The sequence below is a fragment of the Bradyrhizobium sp. 2S1 genome (assembly GCF_011516625.5).
GTDB lineage: Bacteria > Pseudomonadota > Alphaproteobacteria > Rhizobiales > Xanthobacteraceae > Bradyrhizobium > Bradyrhizobium septentrionale.
Genome location: NZ_CP147717.1, coordinates 6,499,464 through 6,523,787 on the forward strand (window position 1 = coordinate 6,499,464; position 24,324 = coordinate 6,523,787).

A 24,324-nucleotide genomic window follows, 5' to 3' on the forward strand; every position below is an offset into this window, starting at 1 on the left:
CGCTATTCTGCCGCAGCATCGGCCCGCTCAATTACAAAAGTTTAATTCCGCAGCCAGCGCGCTGTAAGGCTGATGACCCCATGTTCAGACGCATCAGGTGCTTGCCCCCGCACCAATGATTCTGGCCCTGGAGATTTCAGCCAATGACCGAACGTCCCGACCTCTCGACCCTCCCGTCCTACAAGGCGCCGAAGCGCTCGCTGTTTTCTGCTCGCAAACTCGCGCTGATGGCGTCGGTCGTGGCCGGCCTCGGTGCCGCCACCTATGGCCTCAGCCCCTCGCATAATCCTGCCGACCTGTTCACGACGCCTGCGCACGCCCAGGTCAACAACGAGGTCCGCAAGGTCCAGCAGCCGGTCGGGTTTGCCGACATCGTCGAGCGCGTCAAGCCGTCGGTGATCTCGGTCAAGGTCAACATCAACGAGAAGGTCGCCAAGGACGACAGCAGCAACAATGACGACTCGCCGTTCCAGCCGGGTTCGCCGATGGAGCGCTTCTTCCGCCGCTTCGGCGGTCCGGATGGCCTGCCCCCGGGCCTGCGCGGTGGACCGCGCGGCGGCGGCCGGGCCGTGACCGGCCAGGGCTCCGGCTTCTTCATCTCGGCTGACGGCTTTGCCGTGACCAACAATCACGTCGTCGACGGCGCCGACAAGGTCGAAGTCACCACCGACGACGGCAAGACCTATTCCGCCAAAGTGATCGGCACCGATCCGCGCACCGACCTCGCGCTGATCAAGGTCGAGGGCGGCTCGAACTTCCAGTTTGCCAAGCTCTCCGATAGCAAGCCGCGCATCGGCGATTGGGTGCTGGCGGTCGGCAATCCCTTCGGTCTCGGCGGCACCGTGACCGCGGGCATCGTCTCCGCCTCCGGCCGCGACATCGGCAACGGCCCGTATGACGATTTCATCCAGATCGATGCGCCCGTGAACAAGGGCAATTCGGGTGGCCCGGCGTTCGACGTGTCCGGTGAGGTGATGGGCGTCAACACGGCGATCTATTCGCCGTCCGGCGGCAGCGTCGGCATCGCGTTCTCGATCCCGGCCGCGACCGTGAAGAGCGTCGTTGCCCAGCTGAAGGACAAGGGCTCGGTCAGCCGCGGCTGGATCGGCGTCCAGATCCAGCCGGTGACCTCCGACATCGCCGACAGCCTCGGCATGAAGAAGGCCGAAGGCGCGCTGGTTGCCGAACCGCAGGCCAACGGTCCGGCGGCCAAGGCCGGCATCGAATCCGGTGACGTCATCACCGCCGTCAATGGCGAGCCGGTGAAGGATGCGCGCGAGCTCGCCCGCACCATCGGCGGCCTCGCGCCCGGCAATGCCGTGAAGCTGAACGTACTGCACAAGGGTCAGGACAAGACCATCAACCTCACGCTCGGCCAGTTGCCGAACACCCTGGAAGCCAAGGCTGACACCGACAACAGCGACAAGGGCAACTCGTCCCGCGGCACCGACGTGCCGAAGCTGGGCCTCACCGTGGCGCCTGCCAACAGCGTGGCCGGTGCCGGCAAGGAAGGCGTGGTCGTGACCGAAGTCGATCCCAAGAGTGCTGCCGCCGAGCGGGGCTTCAAGGAAGGCGACGTGATCCTCGAGGTCGCCGGCAAGTCGGTCGGCACTGCCGGGGAGGTGCGTGATGCGATCACCGCGGCGCGCAGCGACAACAAGAACAGCGTTCTCATGCGCGTGAAGAGCGGCGGTTCGTCGCGCTTTGTGGCAGTGCCATTGGCCAAGGGATAACTATCTATGAGTTGGAAAGTGTCGCCGGCATCAGTCGCCCCCGCCGACGGCGCTTTCCGGGGGGCGGGCCCCTTGCTCGCTCCCTATGTTGCCTTTCGATGGAATATGCCCCCCTCTGTCGGAAGGTCTCAGGGCGGTGAGGTCCCCCAGCTTCACCGCCCACTTTTCTCTAACAATTCGAGATTATGCGCGGTCGTCTTGCATGTGCAGGCCGGCCGCGCCATGCTGACAGAGGGCCAATTCCGGTGACTGCAACCGCTCCGCAAATGCGCATCCTGATCATCGAAGACGACCGCGAGTCAGCCGACTATCTGGTCAAGGCATTCCGCGAAGTCGGCTATATCGCCGATCTCGCCGCCGACGGCGAGGAAGGGCTGTCGATGGCCGAAACCGGTGATTACGACGTGCTGGTTGTGGACCGCATGCTGCCGAAGCGGGACGGCCTGTCGCTGATCGGCATTCTGCGCGACAAGGGCAACCGGACGCCGGTCCTGATCCTCTCGGCGCTCGGCCAGGTCGACGACCGCATCAAGGGCCTGCGCGCCGGCGGCGACGACTATCTGCCAAAACCCTATTCCTTCGCCGAGCTGCTTGCGCGCGTCGAGGTGCTGTCGCGGCGCAATGTCGGGCCGGCCGAAGAGACCACCTACCGGGTCGGCGACCTCGAGCTCGATCGGCTGTCGCATCGCGTCGCCCGCGGCAAGGATGAGCTGACCTTGCAGCCGCGCGAATTCCGCTTGCTCGAATATCTGATGAAGCACGCGGGGCAGGTGGTGACGCGCACGATGCTGCTCGAGAACGTCTGGGATTATCATTTCGATCCGCAGACCAACGTCATCGACGTGCACATTTCGCGGCTGCGCTCCAAGATCGACAAGGGTTTTGAGCGGCCGCTGCTGCATACCATCCGCGGCGCTGGGTATATGATCAGAGATGGCATCAGGTAGATCGTGACGGCCTTCGGCAAACTGATCCGGACCACGGCGTTTCGGCTGACGCTGGTCTATCTGTTCCTGTTTGCGCTGTTCGCCGCCTCGTTGCTGGCGTATTTCGCCTGGAACACGCGGCGGCTGATCACCGAGCAGATCACCACGACCGTCAACGTCGAGATCGGCGAGATCACCGCCATCTATAACCGTCGCGGCCTGCACGGCCTGCTGACCACCATGGGCAATCGTGCGCTGCGGCCGGGCGCCAATCTCTATCTCCTGACGGCGCCGAACGGGCAGGCGCTGGCCGGCAATGTCGGCTCGCTGGCGCCGGGCGTGATGAGCGTCCAGGGCTGGAGCGAGACCGCCTATCGCCGGTTCGACGACCAGGACAATACCGATCACCGCGCGCTGGTGCGGGTCACCGAGATGGACAACGGCTTCCGTCTCCTGGTCGGGCGCGACCTCGAGGAGCGGCGGCGGATGTTCGGCATCGTCGCCAAGGCCGCGCAATGGTCGATCCTCGTCGTTGTCGTGCTCGGTATCGGCGGCGGCATCTTCGTCGCGCGCCGCGTGCTGCGCCGGATCGACGCCATGACCGGCACCACCAAGCGCATCATGGCGGGCGATCTGTCCGGCCGGCTGCCGGTCGGCCGCAGCGGCGACGAGCTCGACCGCCTTGCGGAAAATCTCAACGCCATGTTGGAGCGTATCGAGGCGCTGATGACGGGGCTGAAGGAGGTCTCCGACAACATCGCCCACGACCTCAAGACGCCGCTGACGCGGCTGCGCAACCGCGCCGAGGAGGCCTTGGCGCGATCGGGGAGCGAGGCCGATTATCGCGCGGCGCTGGAGCGGACGATCGAGGAGTCCGACGGGCTGATCCGCACCTTCAACGCCCTGTTGATGATCGCGCGTGCCGAGTCCGGCCAGGCGCGGGGCAACATGGACGATTTCGACGGCGCCGATGTCGCCAACGGCATCCACGAATTGTACGAGCCGCTCGCCGAGGACGACGGCATGACGCTGCAGGTCAAGACCATGCCGGCCCCGATTCACGGCAACCGCGAATTGATCAGCCAGGCGGTCGCCAATTTGGTCGAGAATGCCATCAAGTACGGCAAGCCGGACGCGGGCGTGGAGCCGCTGAAGGCGGATGCGCGCGAGATCCTGATCGAGGCGCGGCGCGAGGGCGACCAGGTCCTGCTCAGCGTCACCGACCATGGTCCGGGCATCCCTGAGGGCGACCGCAAGCACGCGGTGGAGCGCTTCGTCCGGCTCGAGGCGAGCCGTACCTTGCCCGGTTCCGGCCTCGGCCTCAGCCTGGCCTCGGCGGTTGCCACGCTCCATGGTGGCGAGCTGCGGCTGAGCGACGCCCATCCTGGGCTGGTGGCGACCCTGGTGCTGCCGGCGCGGGCGGGCGGCAGTGACAGGCTTGCGGCTCAAACGCAGGATGTGCCACAGAAGGCGGCATGAATGCCGCCGCGCCGGGAAACGCGGATCGACATCGTCTGGCCGCGCGGTTCGCGGACGGACCGCATGTCGCCGTTTCCGTATCCGCCGATCAGCGCCTGACCGACTGGTTCGCCGAGCTCGAACCAGCGCAATCGGCTGCGCTTGCGGCGCTGCTGGAGCAGCCGTTCGCGCGGGACATCCTGCGCGGTATCGCCGAATTTTCGCCATACCTGTTCGAGCTCGCGCGCTCGGACGCCGCGCGGCTGATCAGGATCCTGTCATGCGACCCCGAGTCGCATCTTGCCGACCTGATCGAGACCACGTCGCGCGAGGTGCTCGCCGCCGGCAGCGAGGCCGACGTGATGCATCTGCTTCGCCGCATGAAGGCGGAGGCCGCGTTGATGATCGCGCTGTGCGACATCGGCGGCGCCTGGCCGGTGATGCGGGTGACCGCGGCGCTGACCGACATCGCGGTGACTTCGGTGCAATCGGCGTTGCGATATTTGTTCCGGCAGGAAATCGCCCGCGGCCGGATGACCGCCGTCGATCCTGAGCATCCTGAAGCGGGTTCAGGTCTGATCGTGCTCGCGATGGGCAAGATGGGCGCGGGCGAACTGAACTATTCCAGCGACATCGACCTGATCGTGTTCTTCGACCGCGCGGCCGCCACCTCGCTTGCCGAGGATATCGAGCCGCAGCCGTTCTATGTGCGCGTCACCCAGGCGATGGCGCGGATGCTGCAGCAGCGCTCGGGCGAGGGCTACGTCTTCCGGGTCGATCTCCGGCTGCGCCCGGACCCGGCCTCGACCCAGGTCGCGATCTCCACCGACGCGGCCCTGCATTATTACGAGCGCGAGGGACGCTCCTGGGAGCGCGCCGCGATGATCAAGGCGCGGCCCTGCGCCGGCGACCCCAAGGCCGGTGACGCGCTGATCGCCGAGCTCGCGCCCTTCGTCTGGCGCAAGCATCTGGACTTTGCCGCGCTGACCGACGTCCACGACATGAAGCGGCAGATGCAGACCTATCGCGGCCAGAGCGAGATCTCGGTCGAGGGCCACAACGTCAAGGTCGGCCGCGGCGGCATCCGCGAGATCGAGTTCTTTGCCCAGACCCAGCAGCTGATCGCCGGCGGCCGCCATCCGGAGTTGCGGGTGCGGCCGACGCTGGAGGCGCTCAACGTGCTCGCCGACAGCAACTGGATCACCTTCGAGGCGCGCGACGAGCTGACGGCGGCCTACGAATTCCTGCGCCGGGTCGAGCACCGGCTGCAGATGATCGCCGACGACCAGACCCACTCGCTGCCCGAGGAGCCGGAAGCCGTCGAGCGCTTCGCGAATTTCTTCGGTTACGAGAATCGCGAGGCTTTTGCCAAGGACCTGCTCGGCCAGCTCAAGATCGTGCAGAACCACTACGGCAAACTGTTCGAGGGTGACGATCCGACCGGCACCGCGAAGCTGCCGGATATCGACTACGGTGCTGGCCCCGAAGACGCCCGCCTGATCGAACATCTTGCCCATCTTGGGTTCAAGAAGCCAATTGCCGTCGCCGCAACACTGCAGCAGTGGATCGCGGGCGATTATCGCGCGCTGCGCGTGGAGGCGACGCGTGCCGCGTTCCTCGAGTTCATTCCGGGCCTGATCGACGGTCTCGCCGATGCCGAGGAGCCGGACGATGCCGTGGCGGCGCTCGACCGCTTCCTCGGCGCGCTGCAGCGGGGCGGGCGGCTGATCTCGCTGCTCAGCCAGAACCGCGACTTCGTTGCGCTGGTGGCGCTGATCCTTGGTGCTGCGCCGCGGCTCGGCGACATGCTGGCGCGGCAGCCGCAGATCATGGACGGCCTGGTCGACCCGCGCTTTTTCGGTGCGATGCCGGACAAGAAGGAGCTGTCGGAACGGCTTGCCGCCACGCTGCAGGATGCGTCGTCCTACGAGGATTTCCTCGACCGCCTCCGCCTGTTCGGCCAGGAGAGCCTGTTCCTGATCGGCACGCGGATCCTGTCAGGCACGGTGTCGGCGCAGCACGCCAGCACAGCCTTTGCCGACGTCGCCGAGGGCATCGTGCACACCGTGCACGGCCTCGTCACCGACCAGTTCGCCGCGCAATATGGCCGGATCAAGCGGCAGGAGACCGCGATCATCGCGATGGGCCGGCTCGGCAGCCGCGAGATGACGGCGTCTTCCGACCTCGATTTGATCCTGCTCTACGATTTCGACAGCGAGGCGCCGGATTCCGACGGCGAACGCTCGCTGCACGGCGCGCAGTATTTTGCCCGCTTCACCCAGCGCTTGATCAGCGCCTTCACCACCCGCACCAATTACGGCGTGCTCTACGAGGTCGACATGCGGCTGCGCCCGTCCGGCCGCGCCGGTCCGGTCGCTTCGCGGATCGATGCCTTCGCCGACTACCAGGAGCGCGAGGCCTGGACCTGGGAGCACATGGCGCTGACGCGCGCACGCGTGATCTCGTCGTCGCCTGCATTCCGCGAGCAGATCGAGGCGATCATCCGCCGCGTCCTGACCCGTCCGCGCGATGCGGCGTCGACCGCGGCCGACGTTGCCGACATGCGGCGGGCGATCGCGCTGGAGAAGGGCGAGGACGATGTCTGGGACCTCAAGCTCGCCGCCGGCGGGCTCGTCGACATCGATTTCATCGCGCAATATCTCCAGCTCGCGCATGCCTCGGTGAAGCCGGAAATCCTCAGCGTCTCGACGCTGCAGGTGCTCGAGCATGGGGCGAGGCTCGGGCTGCTCGGCCAATCCGAGGCCGAGATCTTGCGCTCGGCGGCGCGGCTCTATCACGATCTGACGCAGATCCTGCGGCTTTGCGTCACCGGCAAGTTCAATCCGGAGACCGCGGGCGAGGACCTGCGGCGCGTGATGGCACGGGCCGGCGACGCGCCGGATTTCTCAGCACTCGAAGCGCGCCTGCGCGAGACCCAAAGCGAGGTACGCCGCGTCTTCAACGCGATCGTCGGCGGCGGCTAACTCTCGACCCGTCATCCTGAGGAGCCGCGTAGCGGCGTCTCGAAGGATGCACGGCCACACTCGGGCCGTCGACCCTTCGAGACGCGCGCAAGAGCGCGCTCCTCAGGGTGACGGTCTAAGAGTACGAGCGTCGTCGGCCTGCTACGCCTGCTGTTTCAGCTTTTGCAGCGCGTCGAGCACGTCAGGGTCGAGGCCGGCGCCGCCGGCGTCGAGATGGGCGAAGATCTGCTTGCGCATCCGCGGGTCCCAGAACTTCCAGATGTGCTCGGAGATGCCCTGTACGGCGCGGTCGTGGCCCTGGCTGTGGAAGAACTTCCCGATCTGGTTCGCCATGTAGATCAGTTTTTCAGGCGACGACGACATAAGCGGACTCCTTGCCGGCCACCGCGCCGGTGACGCGTTCCGGATGCGTAAAGATTTCAAATCCATCCGCACGCGCGATCGCGGCGAGCGTGATGCCGGCGGCGCCCGCCATCCGCACCGCAAAGGCGGTCGGGGCCGATACCGCTGCGATCAGCGGCGCACCAATTGCAGCGGTCTTCTGCACCATTTCGACCGAGACGCGGCTGGTCAGCAGCACCATGCCATCGCTGGCGACGACCCTGTCGCGGGCCAGCGCGCCGGCGAGCTTGTCGAGCGCATTGTGGCGGCCGGCATCCTCGCGCAGCGCGACGATGCCGCGCGTCGCGGTCCAGAACGCGGCGGCGTGCACGGCGCGGGTCTGGTGGTTGATCTCCTGCAGCGGCGCGACCGCCGCCAACGCGGTCATGATCTCGCGCGGCGAGAAGACGCGGCCTGCGGGGACGACTGCCGCCGGCCGGACGGCCTCGGCGATGGAATCGATGCCGCAGAGGCCGCAGCCGGTCGGGCCGGCGATGTTTCTGCGGCGCTGGGCGATCTGCGCGGCCTTGTCAGGCTTGAGCCACATCCGAAGCTCGATGCCGTCATCGAGCTCGATGATGTCGAGCGTCTCGATCTCGTCGGCCGATTGCACGATGCCTTCGCTGAGGCTGAAGCCGACAGCGAAGTCGCCGAGGTCCTCGGGCGAGCCCATCATCACGGCGTAGGTGCCGCCATTATAGGTCAGCGCGAGCGGCGTCTCCTCCGGGATCAGGCGCGCGCCGTCGCTGAAGACGCCGTTGCGCCAGACCTTCCGGTTCGCCTGGTAGACGGGCTCGCGCATCGCTACTCCGCGGCTTCCACCACCGGCGCGATGCGGCGGGAGTGGCGTGCCTGTTCGTCATAGGCCTTCTGCCAGTCGGACGGACCATTCGACGGCGAGATCTGCACGGCAGTGACCTTGTACTCCGGACAGTTGGTCGCCCAGTCGGAGAAGTCGGTCGTGATGACGTTGGCTTGGGTGTCCGGGTGGTGGAACGTGGTGTAGACCACGCCCGGCGCCACGCGGTCGGTGATCTCGGCGCGCAGCGTCGTCTCGCCGGCGCGGCTCGCCAGCCGGACCCAGTCGCCGTCGCGCACGCCGCGCAGCTCGGCATCGTGCGGATGGATCTCGAGGCGATCCTCGGCGTGCCAGACCACGTTCTCGGTGCGCCGGGTCTGCGCGCCGACATTGTACTGGCTGAGGATGCGGCCGGTGGTGAGCAGCAGCGGGTAGCGCGGGCCGGTGCGTTCGTCGGTCGCGACATACTCGGTGACGATGAACTTGCCCTTGCCGCGGACGAAGCCGCCGATATGCATGATCGGCGTGCCCTCCGGCGCCTTCTCGTTGCAGGGCCACTGCACCGAGCCGAGCTCGTCCAGCTTGGCGTAGGAGACGCCGGTAAAGGTCGGCGTCAGCGCCGCGATCTCGTCCATGATCTCCGACGGATGGTTGTAGTGCATCTCGAATCCCATCGCCTTGGCGAGCAGGATCGTCACTTCCCAGTCGGCATAGCCGTTGCGCGGCGTCATCACCTTGCGGACCCGTTGGATGCGGCGCTCGGCATTGGTGAAGGTACCGTCCTTTTCCAGGAAGGTTGAGCCGGGCAGGAAGACGTGGGCGTAGTTCGCGGTCTCGTTCAGGAACAGATCATGGACGATCACACATTCCATCGCCGACAGCGCCGCCACCACATGCTTGGTGTTCGGATCGGATTGCAGGATGTCCTCGCCCTGCACATAGAGGCCCATGAAGCTGCCTTCGATCGCAGCGTCGAACATGTTGGGGATGCGCAGGCCCGGCTCCTTGTTGAGCTTGACGTTCCACATCGCCTCGAATTGCTCGCGCACGGCGTCGCCCGAGATATGGCGATAGCCCGGCAGCTCGTGCGGGAACGAGCCCATGTCGCAGGAGCCCTGCACGTTGTTCTGACCGCGCAGCGGGTTCACGCCGACGCCGGGCCGGCCGATATTGCCGGTCACCATCGCAAGGTTGGCGATCGCGATCACGGTGGTCGAGCCTTGGCTGTGCTCGGTGACGCCGAGCCCGTAATAGATCGCGCCGTTGCCGCCGGTGGCGTAGATCCGCGCCGCCTCACGCAGATCCTTCGGGTCGACGCCGGTCATGATCGCGGTCGCTTCGGGGCTGTATTTCTCCTGGGCGACGAAGGCCGCCCATTCCTCGAACTCGCTCCAGTCGCAGCGCTCGCGCACGAAGCTCTCGTTGACGAGCCCTTCGGTGACGATGACATGGGCGAGCGCCGTGACCACCGCGACGTTGGTGCCGGGCATCAGCGGCAGATGCAGTGCCTTCACATGCGGCGATTCCACCATCTCGGTGCGGCGCGGATCGAGCACGATCAGCTTGGCGCCCTGGCGCAGCCGCTTCTTCAGCCGCGAGGCGAACACCGGGTGTGCGGAGGCCGGGTTGGCGCCGATGATCATCACGACGTCGGTGTCCTCCACCGAGTCGAAATCCTGCGTGCCGGCCGAGGTGCCGAAGGTTTGCGACAGGCCGTAGCCGGTCGGCGAATGGCAGACGCGGGCGCAGGTGTCGACATTGTTGTTGCCGAAGCCGCCACGGATCAGCTTCTGCACCAGGTAGGTCTCTTCATTGGTGCAGCGTGACGAGGTGATGCCGCCGACCGAGTCGCGGCCGTATTTCTGCTGGATGCCCTTGAACTTCGCGGCGGCGAAGTTGAACGCCTCGTCCCACGACACTTCCTGCCAGGGATCCTCGATCCGTTCGCGGATCATCGGCTTCAGGATGCGCTCCTTGTGGGTGGTGTAGCCCCAGGCGAAGCGGCCCTTGACGCAGGAATGGCCGCGGTTGGCCTTGCCGTCCTTCCACGGCACCATGCGCACCACTTCCTCGCCGCGCATCTCGGCCTTGAAGGCGCAGCCGACGCCGCAATAGGCGCAGGTGGTGACGACCGAGCGTTCGGGCTGGCCGATCTCGATCACGGATCTCTCGGTCAGCGTCGCGGTCGGGCACGCCTGCACGCAGGCGCCGCAGGACACGCATTCGGAGCCGAGGAAGCTCTCGCCCATGCCGGGCGAGACGCGGCTGTCGAAGCCGCGGCCGGAGATCGTCAGCGCGAAGGTGCCTTGCACCTCCTCGCAGGCGCGGACGCAGCGCGAGCAGACGATGCACTTCGACGGATCGTAGGTGAAGTACGGATTGGATTCGTCCTTCGGCATCCAGTTGTCGTTTTCGCAGCCGTGCGATTTGGCGAACACGTGGTTCTCGCCCTCATAGCCGTAGCGCACGTCGCGCAGGCCGACGGCGCCCGCCATGTCCTGCAATTCGCAGTCGCCGTTCGCTGCGCAGGTCAGGCAGTCCAGCGGATGGTCGGAGATGTAGAGCTCCATCACGCCCTTGCGCAGCTTCTTCAGCCGCTCGCTCTGGGTGTGCACGACGAGGCCGTTCATCGCCGGCGTGGTGCAGGAGGCCGGCGTGCCGGCGCGCCCTTCGATCTCGATCAGGCAGAGCCGGCAGGAGCCGAACGCGTCGACCATGTCGGTCGCGCAGAGCTTTGGAATCTGGGTGCCGGCTTCCATCGCCGCGCGCATGATCGAGGTGCCCTCGGGCACCGTGACCTGATTGCCGTCGATGGTCAGCGTGACCATCGTCTCGGATTTGGATTTTGGCGTACCGAAATCGGTTTCCTGGATCAGCGACATCGTGATCTCCTTGCTATTCCGCGGCCTGCAGCCGGGCCGGTGCCGGGCCAAAATCTTCCCGGAAATGTTTCAATGCGCTCAGCACGGGGTAGGGCGTGAAGCCGCCGAGTGCGCAGAGCGAGCCGAATTTCATGGTGTTGCAGAGGTCTTCGACCACCGCGAGGTTCTCGGTGACGCGCTCGCCGTTGATGATCTTGTTGATGGTCTCGACGCCGCGGGTCGAGCCGATCCGGCACGGCGTGCACTTGCCGCAGGATTCGACCGCGCAGAACTCCATCGCGAAGCGCGCCTGCTTGGCCATGTCGACGCTGTCGTCGAACACCACGATGCCGCCATGGCCGATCAGGCCGTCGCGCGCCGCAAATGCCTCATAGTCGAACGGCGTGTCGAACAGCGCGCGGGGGAAGTAGGCGCCGAGCGGACCGCCGACCTGCACCGCGCGCACCTCGCGTCCGGTGAATGTGCCGCCGCCGATCTCGTCGACGAGCTCGCCGAGCGTGACGCCGAACGCGGTCTCGAACAGCCCGCCATATCTGATGTTGCCGGCGAGCTGGATCGGCATCGTGCCGCGCGAGCGGCCCATGCCGAAATCGGCGTAGGCCTTGGCGCCGTTGTCGAGGATGAAGGGGATCGCCGCGAACGACAGCACGTTGTTGATCACGCTCGGGCGGCCGAACAGGCCCTTATGCGCGGGCAGCGGCGGCTTCGCCCGCACGATGCCGCGGCGGCCCTCGAGGCTTTCCAACAGCGAAGTCTCTTCGCCGCAGACATAGGCGCCGGCGCCGACCCGCACCTCGAGATCGAACTCATGCACCGAGCCGCCGATGCGCTTGCCGAGCAAGCCGGCGCGCCGGGCGGCTGCGATCGCCGCGTTCATCGCCGCGACCGCATGCGGATATTCCGAGCGGATGTAGATGTAGCCTTTGGTGGCGCCGACCGTGATGCCCGCGATCGTCATGCCCTCGATCACGACGAAGGGGTCGCCCTCCATGATCATGCGGTCGGCGAAGGTGCCGCTGTCGCCTTCGTCGGCGTTGCAGACGATGTATTTGCGGTCGGCGTTGGCCTGCGCCACCGTCTTCCACTTGATGCCGGTGGGGAAGCCGGCGCCGCCGCGGCCGCGCAGGCCCGAGGTGGTGACGTCGGCCAGGATCTGGTCGGAGGTCAGCGTCAGCGCCCGCTCCAGGCCCTTGTAGCCGCCATGGGCGCGGTAGTCGTCGACCGAGCGCGGATCGACCACGCCGCAGCGCACGAAGGTCAGGCGGGTCTGGCGCTTCAGCCAGGGAATCTCGTCCGCGACACCAAGCCGCAGCACATGCTGGCCGTTGCCGGCCATCGCATCGAGCAGGGCAGGGACGTCAGACGTGGTCACCGGGCCGAACGCGACGCGGCCCTGGGCGGTCGCAAGCTCGACCATCGGCTCCAGCCAGCACAGCCCGCGCGAGCCGGTCCTGACGATCTCGACCGTTGCGCCACGCGCGGTGGCAGCCTGCTCGAAGGCGAGGGCGACATCGTCGGCGCCGACGGCGACCGCCGCGGCATCGCGAGGGATGTAGATTCGCATCGTCATCGCTGTGCCTCCGCGGCCAGCGCGTCGATTCGCGCCTCATCGAGCCGGCCGACCACGCGGCCATCCAGCATCGCCGACGGCGCGGTGGCGCACAGCCCGAGGCAGTAGATCGGCTCCAGCGTCACGCGCTCGTCCGCCGTGGTATGTCCCAGCGAAACGCCGAGCTTGGCCTCCGCGCGCGCCGCCAGCGCATCGCCGCCGGCAGCCTGGCAGGCCTCGGCCCGGCAGAGCTTCAGGACGTGGCGTCCGGCCGGTTGCTTGCGGAAGTCGTGGTAGAAGGTGAACACGCCGTGCACCTCGGCGCGGGACAGATTCAGCGCTTCGGCAACCATCGGGATCGCCGGCTCCGGCACGTAGCCGAACGCCTCCTGCAGCGCGTGCAGGATCACCAGCGTGGCGCCTTCGAGCTTGGCGTGCTCGGCGATGATTTCAGCGCCGCGCGCCGCGTCCCAGGGTTCGTATCCCACCGTCATTCGCGCTTCTCACGATCAGTTTTTTGCTTTGCACATCTGCATTGGAATCCTTCGAAACATCAATAAAGCTGTCTCATGCGGCGATTGCGAAATGCGATTAATAGCGTTGCGCAATTGGACGATTTGGGATCGCAATAATGGTCTGGAATCACGCACTTCCATCGCGTATTGGGATTGGGGATCGCGCGGCGGTCGTGGTACGTGTGGCAGTGTTGGGACACCGTTTTTCCGATGGGGTTTAATCCTTGATCGACAAGCTGGAACTTCTGTTGGCACTGGCCAAGGAGCGGCATTTTGGCCGGGCCGCGGAGGCCTGCGGGGTCACCCAGCCGACCATGTCGACCAGCCTCAAGCAGCTCGAGGAAATCCTCGGCGTGATGCTGGTGCAGCGCGGCTCTCGCTTCCAGGGTTTCACCCCTGAGGGGGAGCGGACGCTCGACTGGGCCCGGCGCATCGTCGGCGATACCCGGGCGATGAAGCAGGAGATCAACAGCCTCAAGGACAAGCTGTCGGGCGAGATCCGGATCGCGGCGATCCCGACCGTGCTCGGCATGGTGGCCGCGCTCACCACGCCGTTCCGGGCGCGCCATCCCGATGTGCGTTTCCGCATCCAGTCCTGCACGTCGGCCGACGTGCTCGGCCTCTTGGAAAATCTCGAGGTCGATGCTGGGCTGACCTATATCGAGAACGAGCCGATCGGCAAGGTTCGCACCATCCCGCTCTATAACGAGAGCTATCGGCTGCTGACGGCGCCCGACGCGATGTTCGGTGACCGCAAGCAGGTGACGTGGAAGGAAGTCGGCACCGTGCCGCTCTGCCTGCTGACGCCCGACATGCAGAACCGCCGCATCATCGACCGTGCGCTGACCTCGGTCGGCGCGGAGGCGACGCCGACGCTGACCTCGAATTCGTTGCTGGTGTTGTACACCCATGTGAAGACCGGGCGCTGGGCCAGCGTGATGCCGGCCAAGCTCGCCGAGACGCTCGGCCTTGCGGATGCCGTGCGCAGCATTCCGATCGTCGATCCGGTGGTGGACTACAGCATCGGCCTGGTGATCCCGCAGCGCGATCCGATGACGCCCTTGATCGCCGCCCTGGTGCAGGTCGCGCGCGAGGTCGCGCCGACACTGGAGACGTCGTAGCGCAGCTACGCCGCTTCCGGCAGCTTGCTCTGCAGGGTGCGCGGATCGCGCGGCAGTGTGATACGGACGACGGTGCCGACGCCGAGCTTGGAGCGCAGCTTCATCGAGCCGCCGTGCAGGTTGGTGAGCGAGCGCGCGATCGCAAGCCCGAGGCCCGAGCCCTGGTAGCTCTTGGTGAGCTGGCTCTCGACCTGCTCGAACGGCTTGCCGAGCCGGCGCAGCGATTCCGGCGCGATGCCGATGCCGCTGTCGGCGATCAGGAGCACGATCGAGTCGTCCAGCATCTGGCCGCGCACCAGCACGCGGCCGTGATCCGGCGTGAACTTCACCGCGTTGGAGAGCAGGTTGACGATGATCTGCTTGACCGCGCGACGGTCGGCGACCACCGAGATCGTGCTTTCGATATCGGATTCCAGCGACAGTCCCTTGTGCTCGGCGCGGCCGGAGACCACCCGCAGGGATTCCGCGAGGATGCCGGAGAGGTCGAGCGGCTCCATGTCGAACTTCATGCGGCCGGCCTCGATCCTCGACATGTCGAGGATGTCATTGATGACCTCGAGCAGGTATTTCCCCGATGTCAGGATGTCGTGGCAGTATTCCTGGTATTTGTCCGAGCCGAGCGTGCCGAACAGTCCGCTGCCCATGATCTCGGAGAAGCCGATGATGGCGTTGAGTGGCGTGCGCAGCTCATGGCTCATATTGGCGAGGAACTTCGACTTCGCGGCGTTGGCGTCCTCGGCGCGGGTCTTTTCCTGCGAATATTTCTCCGCGAGGTCAGCGAGCTCGACCGCCTGCCGCTCCAGCTCGGATTGCGAGCGCTGCAGGTCGATCACGGTGGCGCGCAGGCGCAGATCGTTGTCGACCAGCTTCTGCTCGTGCGCCTTGATCCGGGTGATGTCGGTGCCGACCGAGACGTAGCCGCCGTCCTTGGTGCGGCGTTCGCTGATGTGCAGCCAGCTGCCGTCGTCGAGCTGGGCCTCGAAGGTGCGCGCGCCGGGCGCCGGCACGCCGCTCTCGTGCAGCCGGGTGCGCACCTCGGGCATGCTGCCGACCTCGATCACGGTCTCGTAGGAGGTGCCGGGGCTGACGGCGGAGTCCGGCAGCTTGTGCAGCCGCTGGAAGTGCGAGTTGCAGAGCACGAGGCGGTCCTCGGCGTCCCAGAGCACGAAGGCCTCCGGGATGGTCTCGATCGCGTCGCGCAGCCGCAAGTCGGCTTCGACCGACTTCTCCGCGAGGCTCTTCTGCTCGGTGACGTCGATGGCGATGCCGATCAGATGCAGGCCGCTGTCCGCCGCGGCGTGGCTGAGCTCGCAGCGCACGCGCAGCCAAATCCAGTGGCCGCCGACATGCCGCATGCGGAAGCTCTGGTCGATGTGATCGATCTTGCCCGAGATCAGCTGCTCGGCGATGTCGAACAGGTTGATGTCGTCGGAATTCACCAGCGCGTTGACTTCGCCGAAGGTGAGGAGATCGTTGCGGGTGTCGAGCCCGAGCAGGGTGAACATCGACTGCGACCAGAAGATCCTGCCGCGCGACAGGTCCCAGTCCCACAATCCGCAGCGGCCGCGATTGAGCGCGGTGTCGATCCGGCCGCGCACGGCGTCGTTGATCAGATCGCCCTCGCGGGCGCGGGTCGATTGCCAGTGGAAGGCGAAGCCGAGGATCAGCACCACGAAGCTCGTGGTCGCCGACAACGTTATCGAGAGCGCTGCGTCCGATCCCCAGATCGGCTCGTTCATCTCCTGGATGACGACGACCTGGCCGGGCAGCGACTTGACGAGCTGCGAGATCGCGAGCGCGCCGGTACCGCCCGGCAACGTCATGTCATTGACCGTACCCTGCTGGCCCGGCGCGATCATCAACTGCGCGGTGGAGACGATGTCGAGGATGCGGTCGTTCTCGCCGGCGCTATCGATCGGCACGCGCGCCAGCACGCGGTGATCGGCGCCGGTGATGATGACGTGGCGGCCGTAGGCGATGCCCCAGGACGGAATCAGGTCCGGCAGCAGCTCCTGCATCCGCTCGATGTTGACGAGCCGCTCGCGGCGCACCGAGGTCAGTCGATCGAGACGTTCGGCGAGGATGTCCGACAGCGCGGCGAGGTCGCGTTTCATCGCGCCGCGCTTCTGCCGGGTCTGGTCGATCACCTGGACGAAGGCGCCGAGGCAGATGGTGATGAGGAAGGCGATGATCAGGGTAGGCACAGCGCGGCGCAGTGCAGGCTCGGCCGTCAAGAGCCTGTGATAGGCCGGTTTTGCGATCGATTGCGCCAATCCTTTGATCGAATCGGATTGGACGCACGCGTTCGCTGCATGCGCGCGCGCCATGCCCTAGACCCCCGCTCTAAGCTGATTTTTTACCCGGTTCGGATGCTCCCCACGAGGCATCCGAATCATGATGATTTGAATCCAGATTTCCCGGACTGTCGAGAGTCAACGATTCGTTAATGCGAAAAAATTCTTGTCCAAGACAGAATCGGTTGGCGCAAAGTGAGTCCGAAACGGGAACGGCTCCGTAGAATTACGCGCGCGCCGGTTCTGCGTGACTGATCACACGCTTCACGGTGGGGAACGCGCGGCGCAATTTGCGTTCGATCTCGTCGACGCTTTCGTGCACCTTGATCACACTCATCGCGGGCGCGGCGCGGCAATGGAAGTTGACGATCTCGCCGGCGTCGGTGTTGCGGACCCGCACATTGTGGATGTCATGGATCGCGCCGCCAGCTGCATATCCAGTCAACGCGGTCCTGATGACCTCGACGCGGTCTGGTGCGGCGTCGGTTCCCCACGGCAGCTCCGGCTCGAGCGGCTCGATATGGGTGTCGACCTCGACGTCCTCGCCAAAATCCTCGCGGATCGCGCGCTCGAGCCCGTGGGCGATGTCGTGCGCGGCGACCAGCGTCATGTCGCTGTCGACTTCGAGGTCGATGCCGACGATCAGCCTGCCGCCGATATTGTGCACGGTGACATGATGGATGGCGAGGCCGGAATTGCGCGCGATCACCATGATGCGCTCGCGCACGCTCTCATTGTCGCGCGCCACCGGCACCGCGGTGAAGGTGAGGTCGGCGTCGCCGAACGCCTTGGTCATCGCCTGCTGCGCCCTGCGCTTGATGTCCTCGACGCGGTCGATCGGATAGGTGCGCGGCACCTTGGCGATGGCATCGATGAAATGGGTGGCGCCGACCATGCGGACCCGCAGGCGATCGACGTCGACGACGCCAGGCACCGCCTTGATGGCGGTCGTCGCCTTTTCCAGCGCGCCTTCGGGCGCGCGGTCGAGCAGGGTCTCGACCGTCTCCCGCGCCATGCGCAGGCCCAACAGGGCGATCATCACGGCGACCGCGATCGCGGCCGCGGCGTCGCCCCACCAGAAGCCGAAGCCCGCCAGCACCAGGCCGACGATGACGGCGGTCGAGCCCATCACGTCGGAGGCGAAATGCAGCGCGTCGGCGGCCAGCGCCTGGCTCTTGGTGTCGCGCGCGGCGCGGTGCAGCGCGCGGGCGCGCCACAGATTGACGCCGATATCGATGACCAGGACGATGAAGGGGACAGCCGAGATCGACGGCGGCGGCGCGCCCTCGCGCAGATGGCTGTAGGCCTGGACCAGGATGCCGCCGGCCAGCACGTAGAGCAGGGCGATGATGAAGAGCGCCGACACGCTCTCGAACTTGCCGTGGCCGTAATGATGCTCGGCGTCGGCCGGCTGGTCCGATACCCGCACCACCGCCCAGGTGATGATGGTGGCGACCAGGTCGATCGTCGAGTGCAGCGCCTCGGAGATCAGCGCCAGCGATCCGATGGCAATGCCGACGACGAACTTTGCCAGGGCCATGGTGCCACTGGCAAGGATCGAGATCGCGGCGACGGATGTCTTGGTACTGGGTGCGCTCATGGGCGGCGGTTTAGCAGCCAATCTGTGAACATCAAGTGTCGTCGATATCTCGCAATCGCAACTCACTTGCAGGAGCAGGATTGTTGCGAATTGTTCTGAAGTCGGAAGCAGTTTGACTCATCGTTTGCCCGAGATGCGGATCCACGTTCTCGCGGCGTGTTTCGCCCGAGCTTTGCCAAATCGTTCGCCCTGGAAACAAGAGGGCGCAGGGAATGCCGGGTGCGCGCTGCACCCGCGGTCCCGTGTGCAAAGGTAGAAACAAAAGCGCACACGAGCATACAGGTTCAGCGGGAGACACTCCGGCATTCCCTGCGCGATGGGTTGACGGCTTATTTCGTGCTCTCCCCGGCGAGACCGGGCTTGCTTGTCACCGCTTTCGCAAGAACGCTTGCGCATTTTGCGAGAGGACACCTGCCACTGGGGCGTCAGGACCACACGACTTCACCGTCCGCCTCATGCATGCTCGTCAGTCACACATGCGGCGGCCACCGCATCTCACCGCAACACCCGTGACGATCGCGAAGCGCCCCTCGATCGGGTGAGACGGGCGAACCATACACCGAGTTGCCATTCCGATAAACCGAAATATCTTTACTGCGGGGGATTGACAGGTTTGGCTGAGTTGCCCGTCGGGCAGAATGAGGAGGGCACCCTGACAGTCATGCCGGAGTGGAGCGCCAAGGGCCACTCCCAGGTACGAAAGGGGATATGCCCCTCAGGGGAACCGACTTCTGTCTTTGACCCATGGCCGACTTCAGTAAACTCGAAGCCAACGTCAGGCATAGTGATCGAACTCGCTCAAAGCAATTCGCACCTCGCGGGCAAAATCAACCAGCGATACAGTGAAGGCGGCGAGGGAAGCGATGAACAGGATGGCAACCCCGCGCTCGTGCTGAATTGCAAAGAACGCACTCACGAATGCGACGATCACAAGCACCGCTATCGTTATACTGCTGATGACAGCCCAGAAGATTGCGCGGTTCAACATTGCGGTGCGCCGCATCAGGCGGGGAAGATCGGCCCTGAGCCGAACTTTGGTGGTGTTGACTTCCGATATCCCGTTCAACACGATCGTTCTGTCTATGATCCTGTTCAGTCGCGAGATCAGGATCGCAATAAATGCCGCAATTGCTCCCAGCAGAAAAGCGGGCGCTGCCGATTGCGAGATCACATGCGAGAGCTGGCTGACGGTCGGTGTATCTGGCAGCATGGAAACCTTACCTCGTCACCATTCGACACGTTGGCGTGACTGTGCTGGTGGATGCCATTGGCGAGATCGAGAACGTCAGCCACGTATTCCATCCCGACGGTCGGTTGACGGCGTCGAATTCACCATAGCCCTTCGGATTGAGGTATCCCTGCATGTCCCTGAGATCACAGTGATCAACCCGAGCTTGACCTAGATTGAACGCCTCGTCGCAAGCGATCGCTATACGAAGCGATCCAAATCGAAATTCCATCGCGACTGTTGCGCCAAAGTCGCGAAAAATCGCCTGCTATTCACTCCAATCAGCATTTCCGAAAACATCCTGTGGAGGATGTCCGCAAATCAGAGCGTATTCGGGCTAGTCCCTCGCTCGTTCAAGCGCGTGCCGCATCGACTTCCGTTCGCTGCTCGTCAACTGCGTCGGCCCGAGCTTGAAAGTCAGCTTGTCGATCTTCCCGGTGAACTCGAACGGCAGCTTGTAGCTGTCATCCACCCCGGTGCGGCTATCGACGCCGACGTCGAAGGATTCGTCGATGGCCATCAGGAACCCAATCGAGTGCGGGATCGACCGGCGGGCGTACTCCTTGCCGTCCACCGAGAGCACTCCGGTGCCACCCTTGGCCGGGCCGGGTCCATCATATTTGAAATCGAACACGATGGTATGCTCGCCCGGCTTGAGCGCAGAGCCCAACCAGTCGCGCGCGCCCACGCCGGCTTCCCAGCGGTATCGTTTCAAATCCAGCATGTTGTAGACGAAGACCGGCTTACCCTTCAGCAAATAGAGGCCATAGCCGCTGAACCTGCCGCCGAGAGTGGCGATCATTCCCTCAGCCCCGCCGGGCGGGACCGTTATCTCGGCGGTGATCTTGTAGTCCTTGTTCATGATGTTGGGCGCATTCTCGGCGGGAATGCCGGGGGTCGCTCCCTTGTATATGAATTCAGTTCGTCCAGCGGTCGCGCTCGGCCGCGGCGTCACGAGGCGCGGCAAGACGGAATTGTCGAGCGGCAGGACCTGGTACTTTGCCGCCTCAGCCAGGAACAATTCCTTCAGCTCTCGCAGTTTGTCAGGATTCTTGGCTGCGACGTCGTTGTTTTGCGAGAAGTCCTCGGCGATGTTGTAGAGTTCCCACTTGTATTCGTTGATGTCCGGCATCTTTGCCGTGCCCATAAGCCAAGGTGCTTCGGGCGGTGTCGTGCACGCATACCAGCCATCGTGGTAGATGCCGCGGTTGGCGAACATCTCGAAATACTGCGTGTCGCGCTTTGATGGTGCGTTGGCGTTAGTCCGGTCGAACGTATAGGCCATGCTCACACCCTCGATCGGCTTTTGCGCAATTCCATTCACCGTCGCAGGCGCCGGGATACCCGTGGCCTCCAGGATCGTCGGCACGATATCGATGATGTGGTGGAACTGGGAGCGAATGCCGCCGACGTCCTTGATGTGACCGGGCCAAGAGATGACCATGCCTTGCCGGGTCCCGCCGAAGTGCGATGCCACCTGCTTGGTCCACTTGAACGGGGTATCGAACGCCCACGACCAGGCTACCGACATATGCGGATAGGTTTTGTCGGAGCCCCAATTCTCATAGTGCAGCATCAGCTCGGCTTCGGGAAGCTTCAGCACGCCGTTGTAGGCGGTCATCTGGTTCGGGGTGCCCTCGAGCGTGCCTTCTGCGCTGGTGCCGTTGTCGCCGCTGATATAGATGATCAGCGTGTTGTCGAGCTTGCCCATGTCCTCCACCGCCTGGATGACGCGGCCGATTTCATTGTCGGTATAGGCCGCGTAGCCGGCAAACACCTCGGCCTCCCGCGCGTAGAGCTTCTTTTGGATCAACGAGAGCGAGTCCCACTTCGGGAGGGTATCAGGCCAGGCAGTGAGCTGGGTGTTCGCGGGGATCACCCCGAGCTTCTTCTGGTTGGCGAAGATTTGCTCGCGCAGCTTCTCCCAGCCCATGTCGAACTTGCCCTTGAACTTGTCGATCCATTCCTTCTTGGGCTGATGCGGCGAATGCGTGCCGCCGGGCACGTAGTAGAGGAAGAACGGCTTGTCGGGTGCGGCTGCGTTCAGGCTGTTCATATAGTTGATGGCTTCGTCCGCCATATCGGTGGTGAGGTTGTAGCCGGACTTGCCGATCCACGGAAAAATCTGGGTCGTGTTCTTATAAAGATAAGGTGTCCACTGGTCGGTCTCGCCGCCCATGAATCCGTAGAAGTATTGAAATCCCATTCCAACCGGCCACTGGTCGAATGGACCAGCGGCGCTGTACAGATAGGTCGGGGTATTATGGTTCTTGCCGAACCATGAGGTGGCAAATCCGTTATCTCGCAGAATGGTCCCGATCGTCGCACTCTCCGGACCAATGACGGAATCGTAGCCAGGGTAGCCAGTGGACAATTCATCGATCACGCCGAACCCGACGGAATGGTGGTTGCGGCCGGTGATCAGCGCTGCGCGCGTAGGCGAGCAAAGCGCGGTCGAGTGAAACTGCGTATAACGCAATCCTGCCTTCGCGATACGATCCATGTTCGGGGTTGGGATGACGCCACCGAAGGTGCCGGTCACGCCATAACCTTGATCATCGGTCATGATCAGCAACACGTTTGGTGCGCCTTTGGGCGGCACGACGGACGGTGGCCAGTAGGGCTTGGAGTCTTTCGCGGTTTCCTTGATATCGCCGCCGAACTTCGGAGGCTCGGCCGGAAGCTGCTTGCCATCAAGTGTCATCGTGGCGCTGGGCGTACCCGGCGTGCCCGTGATTTGTTGGGCCGCCGCCGGCGCAGCAAGCAGGCCCGGCAAGGTGACGAGCAAGGTCGCAAGACCGGTGGCCAACAACAGCCTTTGCTTCAGTCGAGGCCTGGCTTGTTCATCGATCATGGGATTTCTCCTCTCGCTTGATGCAACGGAACCCAACGTGACTGGCCGATGTGTCGACCGGTTCGGGATGGCGCGCCGCCGGCCGGTAGCGGCGGCAATAATTGGGCGCGCACAGATCCGATCCACCTTTGAGCACCTTGCGTGGAATCTTGATGTTGGGCGCGCACGGGTCGTAGCTCTGGTCTTCGCGACCGCCGCGCGGGTTTTCCGGGATACAGCAGGCTTTCGGTGCATCGGCCTCATGCTTGGCCGCGTACCAATCGAGCGTCCATTCCCAGACGTTGCCGATTTTGTCGTAGAGGCCATGGCCGTTCGGCGGAAACGCGGTGACCGGCGATGTCCGCTCATAGCCGTCGGTCGCCAGATTCTCGTTCGGAAACTCGCCCTGCCAGGTGTTGGACATCTGACGCCCGCTGGGCGTGAGCTCGTCGCCCCAGGCGTACTCGGCGTCTTCGAGGCCGCCGCGTGCCGCGAATTCCCACTCCGCCTCGGTCGGTAGATCCTTGCCCGCCCACTTGGCAAAAGCCTCGGCGTCCCTAAAGGCCACATGCACGACCGGGTGCTCGTCCAGTCCGCGGATCGAGCTGCCGGGTCCGTAAGGTCGCCGCCAGTTGGCGCCAAACTTGAACGTCCACCACTCGCCCCAGTGGGACAGATCGACGCGCCGTTTGGGCGGCGCAAAGGCGAGAGAACCCGCTTTGAGCATATGTGGCAGCGCGCCCGGATAGTCCTTCGGGTCCGGGGCTGTTTCGGCAAAAGTGACATGACCCGTCGCTTCAACGAACTGTCGGAATTGCCGATTGGTCACCGGCGTACGGTCCATCCAGAAGCCGTTGACGGTCACGCGATGGACGGGCGCTTCCTCGGGATAGTGTCGATCCGAACCCATGCGGAACGTGCCGCCCGGAACGTAGAGCATGCCAGCATCGGCCCCATGCTCTGGCAGTTGTTCGCGGCTCGACGACGAGGTCGCATCGGCGAGTGTCATGACGGCCTCCGAAGACGCTGCCGAAGGACATCCCACAAGAAGACGTTGCGATGCATGTTCTGATTGTTCGGCATCGAGGTCCACTCATACGAGCAGAACGTCGTGAACTTTCCCGGCTTATAGTACTTGTCGGCGATGGCATTGTTCTGCGACCAGACCGACCCGGCGACCTTCGGGTCGGTCAGCTCCTTGAGCCGCTGCTGCTTGGCAATGGAGCGCGCAAGGAACTGGAAGACCTTGTTGACTTCTTCCGGCGTCTTCGCCTTGAGCTTCGCGGCGATCGGAAGCTTGCTGATGGGAGAGGTTGGGTCGTTCGCCAGCCTCAGCATGCCGGCATATTCGGAGTGATCGGTCACGCCCTGGAAATCGAGCGGACGAGTGATCTTCATCATGTAGTTTGCCGCCGGGTGCTTGATCGGCTCGCCCATCGAATATTTGTAGGCGTCGTCCGGCCCGGCCAGGGTATTGCCGATGATGTACGCGTCCAGCGACCGGCTTGTGTGCTGATGCGTTTGGCCGAAATAGGCGATGCGCTCGGGATTGGCCGCGCTTTGCGCCCTCGCCGGCGACACGAAAGCGATAGCTGCGCTACCCAACGACGCAATCCGGCCACTGCGGTTCATGTCGGCGCTCCCTGTCAGCTCAATTGAATTCTAAAGCGATGGATCGCCGCGGCCGGCATTCCATCTCATGGCGCACGACGCGAAGATAGAAGCGGGATCTTTGGAATTAGATGCAATTAAGACAATTGGCAGAGGAGACCTTGACTACTTCCACGAGCGTGAAGCTTAGCACAAAACTCAAAGACCAGCCACGCAGCGCTGCTGCTGGCTTGCGATCGTGCTAATTTGCTGATGATTTCACATGTCGTCAACGTTGGCACAAACTGCATAGCGCGCCGAAGGTCGCCTCGCCACTGGCGTTCACCGGTTCAGGCCCGGCACGATAAGCTTTACTTCGTCACCATCCTGCGTGTCGGCGTCACCGTGCTGGCGGGCGCCGTTGGCGAAAT

General features: G+C 64.5%; 16 protein-coding genes. 5 read left to right on the forward strand and 11 right to left on the reverse strand.

Going from position 1 to position 24,324, the window contains the following annotated elements:
* The first annotated feature begins 143 nt into the window (after positions 1 to 143).
* From HAP54_RS30565 to HAP54_RS30580, 4 genes are all read left to right on the forward strand, one after another.
* Positions 144 to 1,733 (forward strand): Do family serine endopeptidase, encoded by a 1,590-nt coding sequence (locus tag HAP54_RS30565; RefSeq protein ID WP_166293825.1) that lies wholly within the window; start codon positions 144 to 146, stop codon positions 1,731 to 1,733.
* Positions 1,734 to 1,999: 266 nt separating this feature from the next.
* Positions 2,000 to 2,680 carry a response regulator transcription factor gene (locus HAP54_RS30570; RefSeq protein WP_166306504.1) on the forward strand — a complete coding sequence of 227 codons (681 nt, stop codon included), beginning with the start codon at positions 2,000 to 2,002 and terminating at the stop codon, positions 2,678 to 2,680.
* Between the two features lie 3 nt (positions 2,681 to 2,683).
* A complete protein-coding gene (locus HAP54_RS30575; RefSeq protein ID WP_166293827.1) occupies positions 2,684 to 4,138 on the forward strand; it encodes a sensor histidine kinase in 1,455 nt (484 codons plus the stop codon).
* Positions 4,135 to 7,101 (forward strand): bifunctional [glutamine synthetase] adenylyltransferase/[glutamine synthetase]-adenylyl-L-tyrosine phosphorylase, encoded by a 2,967-nt coding sequence (locus tag HAP54_RS30580; protein ID WP_166293829.1) that lies wholly within the window; start codon positions 4,135 to 4,137, stop codon positions 7,099 to 7,101. Before HAP54_RS30575 ends, HAP54_RS30580 begins: the two co-directional genes overlap by 4 nt.
* Positions 7,102 to 7,242: 141 nt before the next feature.
* Here HAP54_RS30580 and HAP54_RS30585 read toward each other — a convergent pair whose 3' ends face one another.
* From HAP54_RS30585 to HAP54_RS30605, 5 genes are read right to left on the reverse strand one after another with little or no spacing between them, the layout of a single operon-like run.
* Positions 7,243 to 7,464, reverse strand: coding sequence for a formate dehydrogenase subunit delta (locus HAP54_RS30585; protein WP_166293831.1), 222 nt, complete (start codon positions 7,462 to 7,464; stop codon positions 7,243 to 7,245).
* Positions 7,448 to 8,284, reverse strand: a complete 837-nt coding sequence (gene fdhD / locus HAP54_RS30590) for a formate dehydrogenase accessory sulfurtransferase FdhD (RefSeq protein WP_166293833.1) — start codon at positions 8,282 to 8,284, stop codon at positions 7,448 to 7,450. The genes HAP54_RS30585 and fdhD overlap by 17 nt, the downstream gene beginning before the upstream one ends.
* Positions 8,285 to 8,286: 2 nt before the next feature.
* Complete coding sequence (gene fdhF / locus HAP54_RS30595) at positions 8,287 to 11,163, reverse strand: formate dehydrogenase subunit alpha (RefSeq protein WP_166293835.1); 2,877 nt, start codon at positions 11,161 to 11,163, stop codon at positions 8,287 to 8,289.
* Between the two features lie 13 nt (positions 11,164 to 11,176).
* Positions 11,177 to 12,733 carry a formate dehydrogenase beta subunit gene (locus HAP54_RS30600; protein WP_166293837.1) on the reverse strand — a complete coding sequence of 519 codons (1,557 nt, stop codon included), beginning with the start codon at positions 12,731 to 12,733 and terminating at the stop codon, positions 11,177 to 11,179.
* Complete coding sequence (locus tag HAP54_RS30605; protein ID WP_166293839.1) at positions 12,730 to 13,206, reverse strand: formate dehydrogenase subunit gamma; 477 nt, start codon at positions 13,204 to 13,206, stop codon at positions 12,730 to 12,732. The genes HAP54_RS30600 and HAP54_RS30605 overlap by 4 nt, the downstream gene beginning before the upstream one ends.
* A 245-nt stretch (positions 13,207 to 13,451) precedes the next feature.
* On the opposite strand from HAP54_RS30605, the gene HAP54_RS30610 reads away from it, so the two are divergent.
* Positions 13,452 to 14,348, forward strand: coding sequence for a LysR family transcriptional regulator (locus HAP54_RS30610; RefSeq protein WP_166293841.1), 897 nt, complete (start codon positions 13,452 to 13,454; stop codon positions 14,346 to 14,348).
* 5 nt (positions 14,349 to 14,353) lie between these two features.
* Here HAP54_RS30610 and HAP54_RS30615 read toward each other — a convergent pair whose 3' ends face one another.
* The 6 genes from HAP54_RS30615 to HAP54_RS30645 form a co-directional block, all read right to left on the reverse strand.
* Positions 14,354 to 16,675: a PAS domain-containing sensor histidine kinase gene (locus tag HAP54_RS30615; RefSeq protein WP_166293843.1), complete on the reverse strand. Its 2,322-nt coding sequence runs from the start codon at positions 16,673 to 16,675 to the stop codon at positions 14,354 to 14,356.
* Positions 16,676 to 16,868: 193 nt separating this feature from the next.
* Complete coding sequence (locus HAP54_RS30620; protein WP_166293844.1) at positions 16,869 to 18,242, reverse strand: cation-efflux pump; 1,374 nt, start codon at positions 18,240 to 18,242, stop codon at positions 16,869 to 16,871.
* A gap of 775 nt (positions 18,243 to 19,017) precedes the next feature.
* On the reverse strand, positions 19,018 to 19,452 hold the full coding sequence (locus HAP54_RS30625) for a DUF2721 domain-containing protein (protein ID WP_166293846.1): 435 nt from the start codon (positions 19,450 to 19,452) through the stop codon (positions 19,018 to 19,020).
* 355 nt (positions 19,453 to 19,807) lie between these two features.
* Positions 19,808 to 22,324 (reverse strand): arylsulfatase, encoded by a 2,517-nt coding sequence (locus tag HAP54_RS30635; protein ID WP_166293848.1) that lies wholly within the window; start codon positions 22,322 to 22,324, stop codon positions 19,808 to 19,810.
* Positions 22,314 to 23,312: a formylglycine-generating enzyme family protein gene (locus HAP54_RS30640; RefSeq protein WP_166293850.1), complete on the reverse strand. Its 999-nt coding sequence runs from the start codon at positions 23,310 to 23,312 to the stop codon at positions 22,314 to 22,316. Before HAP54_RS30640 ends, HAP54_RS30635 begins: the two co-directional genes overlap by 11 nt.
* Positions 23,309 to 23,935, reverse strand: a complete 627-nt coding sequence (locus HAP54_RS30645; RefSeq protein ID WP_166293852.1) for a DUF3604 domain-containing protein — start codon at positions 23,933 to 23,935, stop codon at positions 23,309 to 23,311. The genes HAP54_RS30640 and HAP54_RS30645 overlap by 4 nt, the downstream gene beginning before the upstream one ends.
* Positions 23,936 to 24,324: the final 389 nt, after the last annotated feature.

Coding starts and splice junctions, on each gene's coding strand:
- HAP54_RS30565 (WP_166293825.1), top strand. CDS start 144: ATGACCGAACGTCCCGACCTCTCGACCCTCCCGTCCTACAAGGCGCCG.
- HAP54_RS30570 (WP_166306504.1), top strand. CDS start 2,000: ATGCGCATCCTGATCATCGAAGACGACCGCGAGTCAGCCGACTATCTG.
- HAP54_RS30580 (WP_166293829.1), top strand. CDS start 4,135: ATGAATGCCGCCGCGCCGGGAAACGCGGATCGACATCGTCTGGCCGCG.
- HAP54_RS30585 (WP_166293831.1), bottom strand. CDS start 7,464: ATGTCGTCGTCGCCTGAAAAACTGATCTACATGGCGAACCAGATCGGG.
- fdhD (WP_166293833.1), bottom strand. CDS start 8,284: ATGCGCGAGCCCGTCTACCAGGCGAACCGGAAGGTCTGGCGCAACGGC.
- fdhF (WP_166293835.1), bottom strand. CDS start 11,163: ATGTCGCTGATCCAGGAAACCGATTTCGGTACGCCAAAATCCAAATCC.
- HAP54_RS30600 (WP_166293837.1), bottom strand. CDS start 12,733: ATGACGATGCGAATCTACATCCCTCGCGATGCCGCGGCGGTCGCCGTC.
- HAP54_RS30605 (WP_166293839.1), bottom strand. CDS start 13,206: ATGACGGTGGGATACGAACCCTGGGACGCGGCGCGCGGCGCTGAAATC.
- HAP54_RS30615 (WP_166293843.1), bottom strand. CDS start 16,675: ATGGCGCGCGCGCATGCAGCGAACGCGTGCGTCCAATCCGATTCGATC.
- HAP54_RS30620 (WP_166293844.1), bottom strand. CDS start 18,242: ATGAGCGCACCCAGTACCAAGACATCCGTCGCCGCGATCTCGATCCTT.
- HAP54_RS30625 (WP_166293846.1), bottom strand. CDS start 19,452: ATGCTGCCAGATACACCGACCGTCAGCCAGCTCTCGCATGTGATCTCG.
- HAP54_RS30635 (WP_166293848.1), bottom strand. CDS start 22,324: ATGATCGATGAACAAGCCAGGCCTCGACTGAAGCAAAGGCTGTTGTTG.
- HAP54_RS30640 (WP_166293850.1), bottom strand. CDS start 23,312: ATGACACTCGCCGATGCGACCTCGTCGTCGAGCCGCGAACAACTGCCA.
- HAP54_RS30645 (WP_166293852.1), bottom strand. CDS start 23,935: ATGAACCGCAGTGGCCGGATTGCGTCGTTGGGTAGCGCAGCTATCGCT.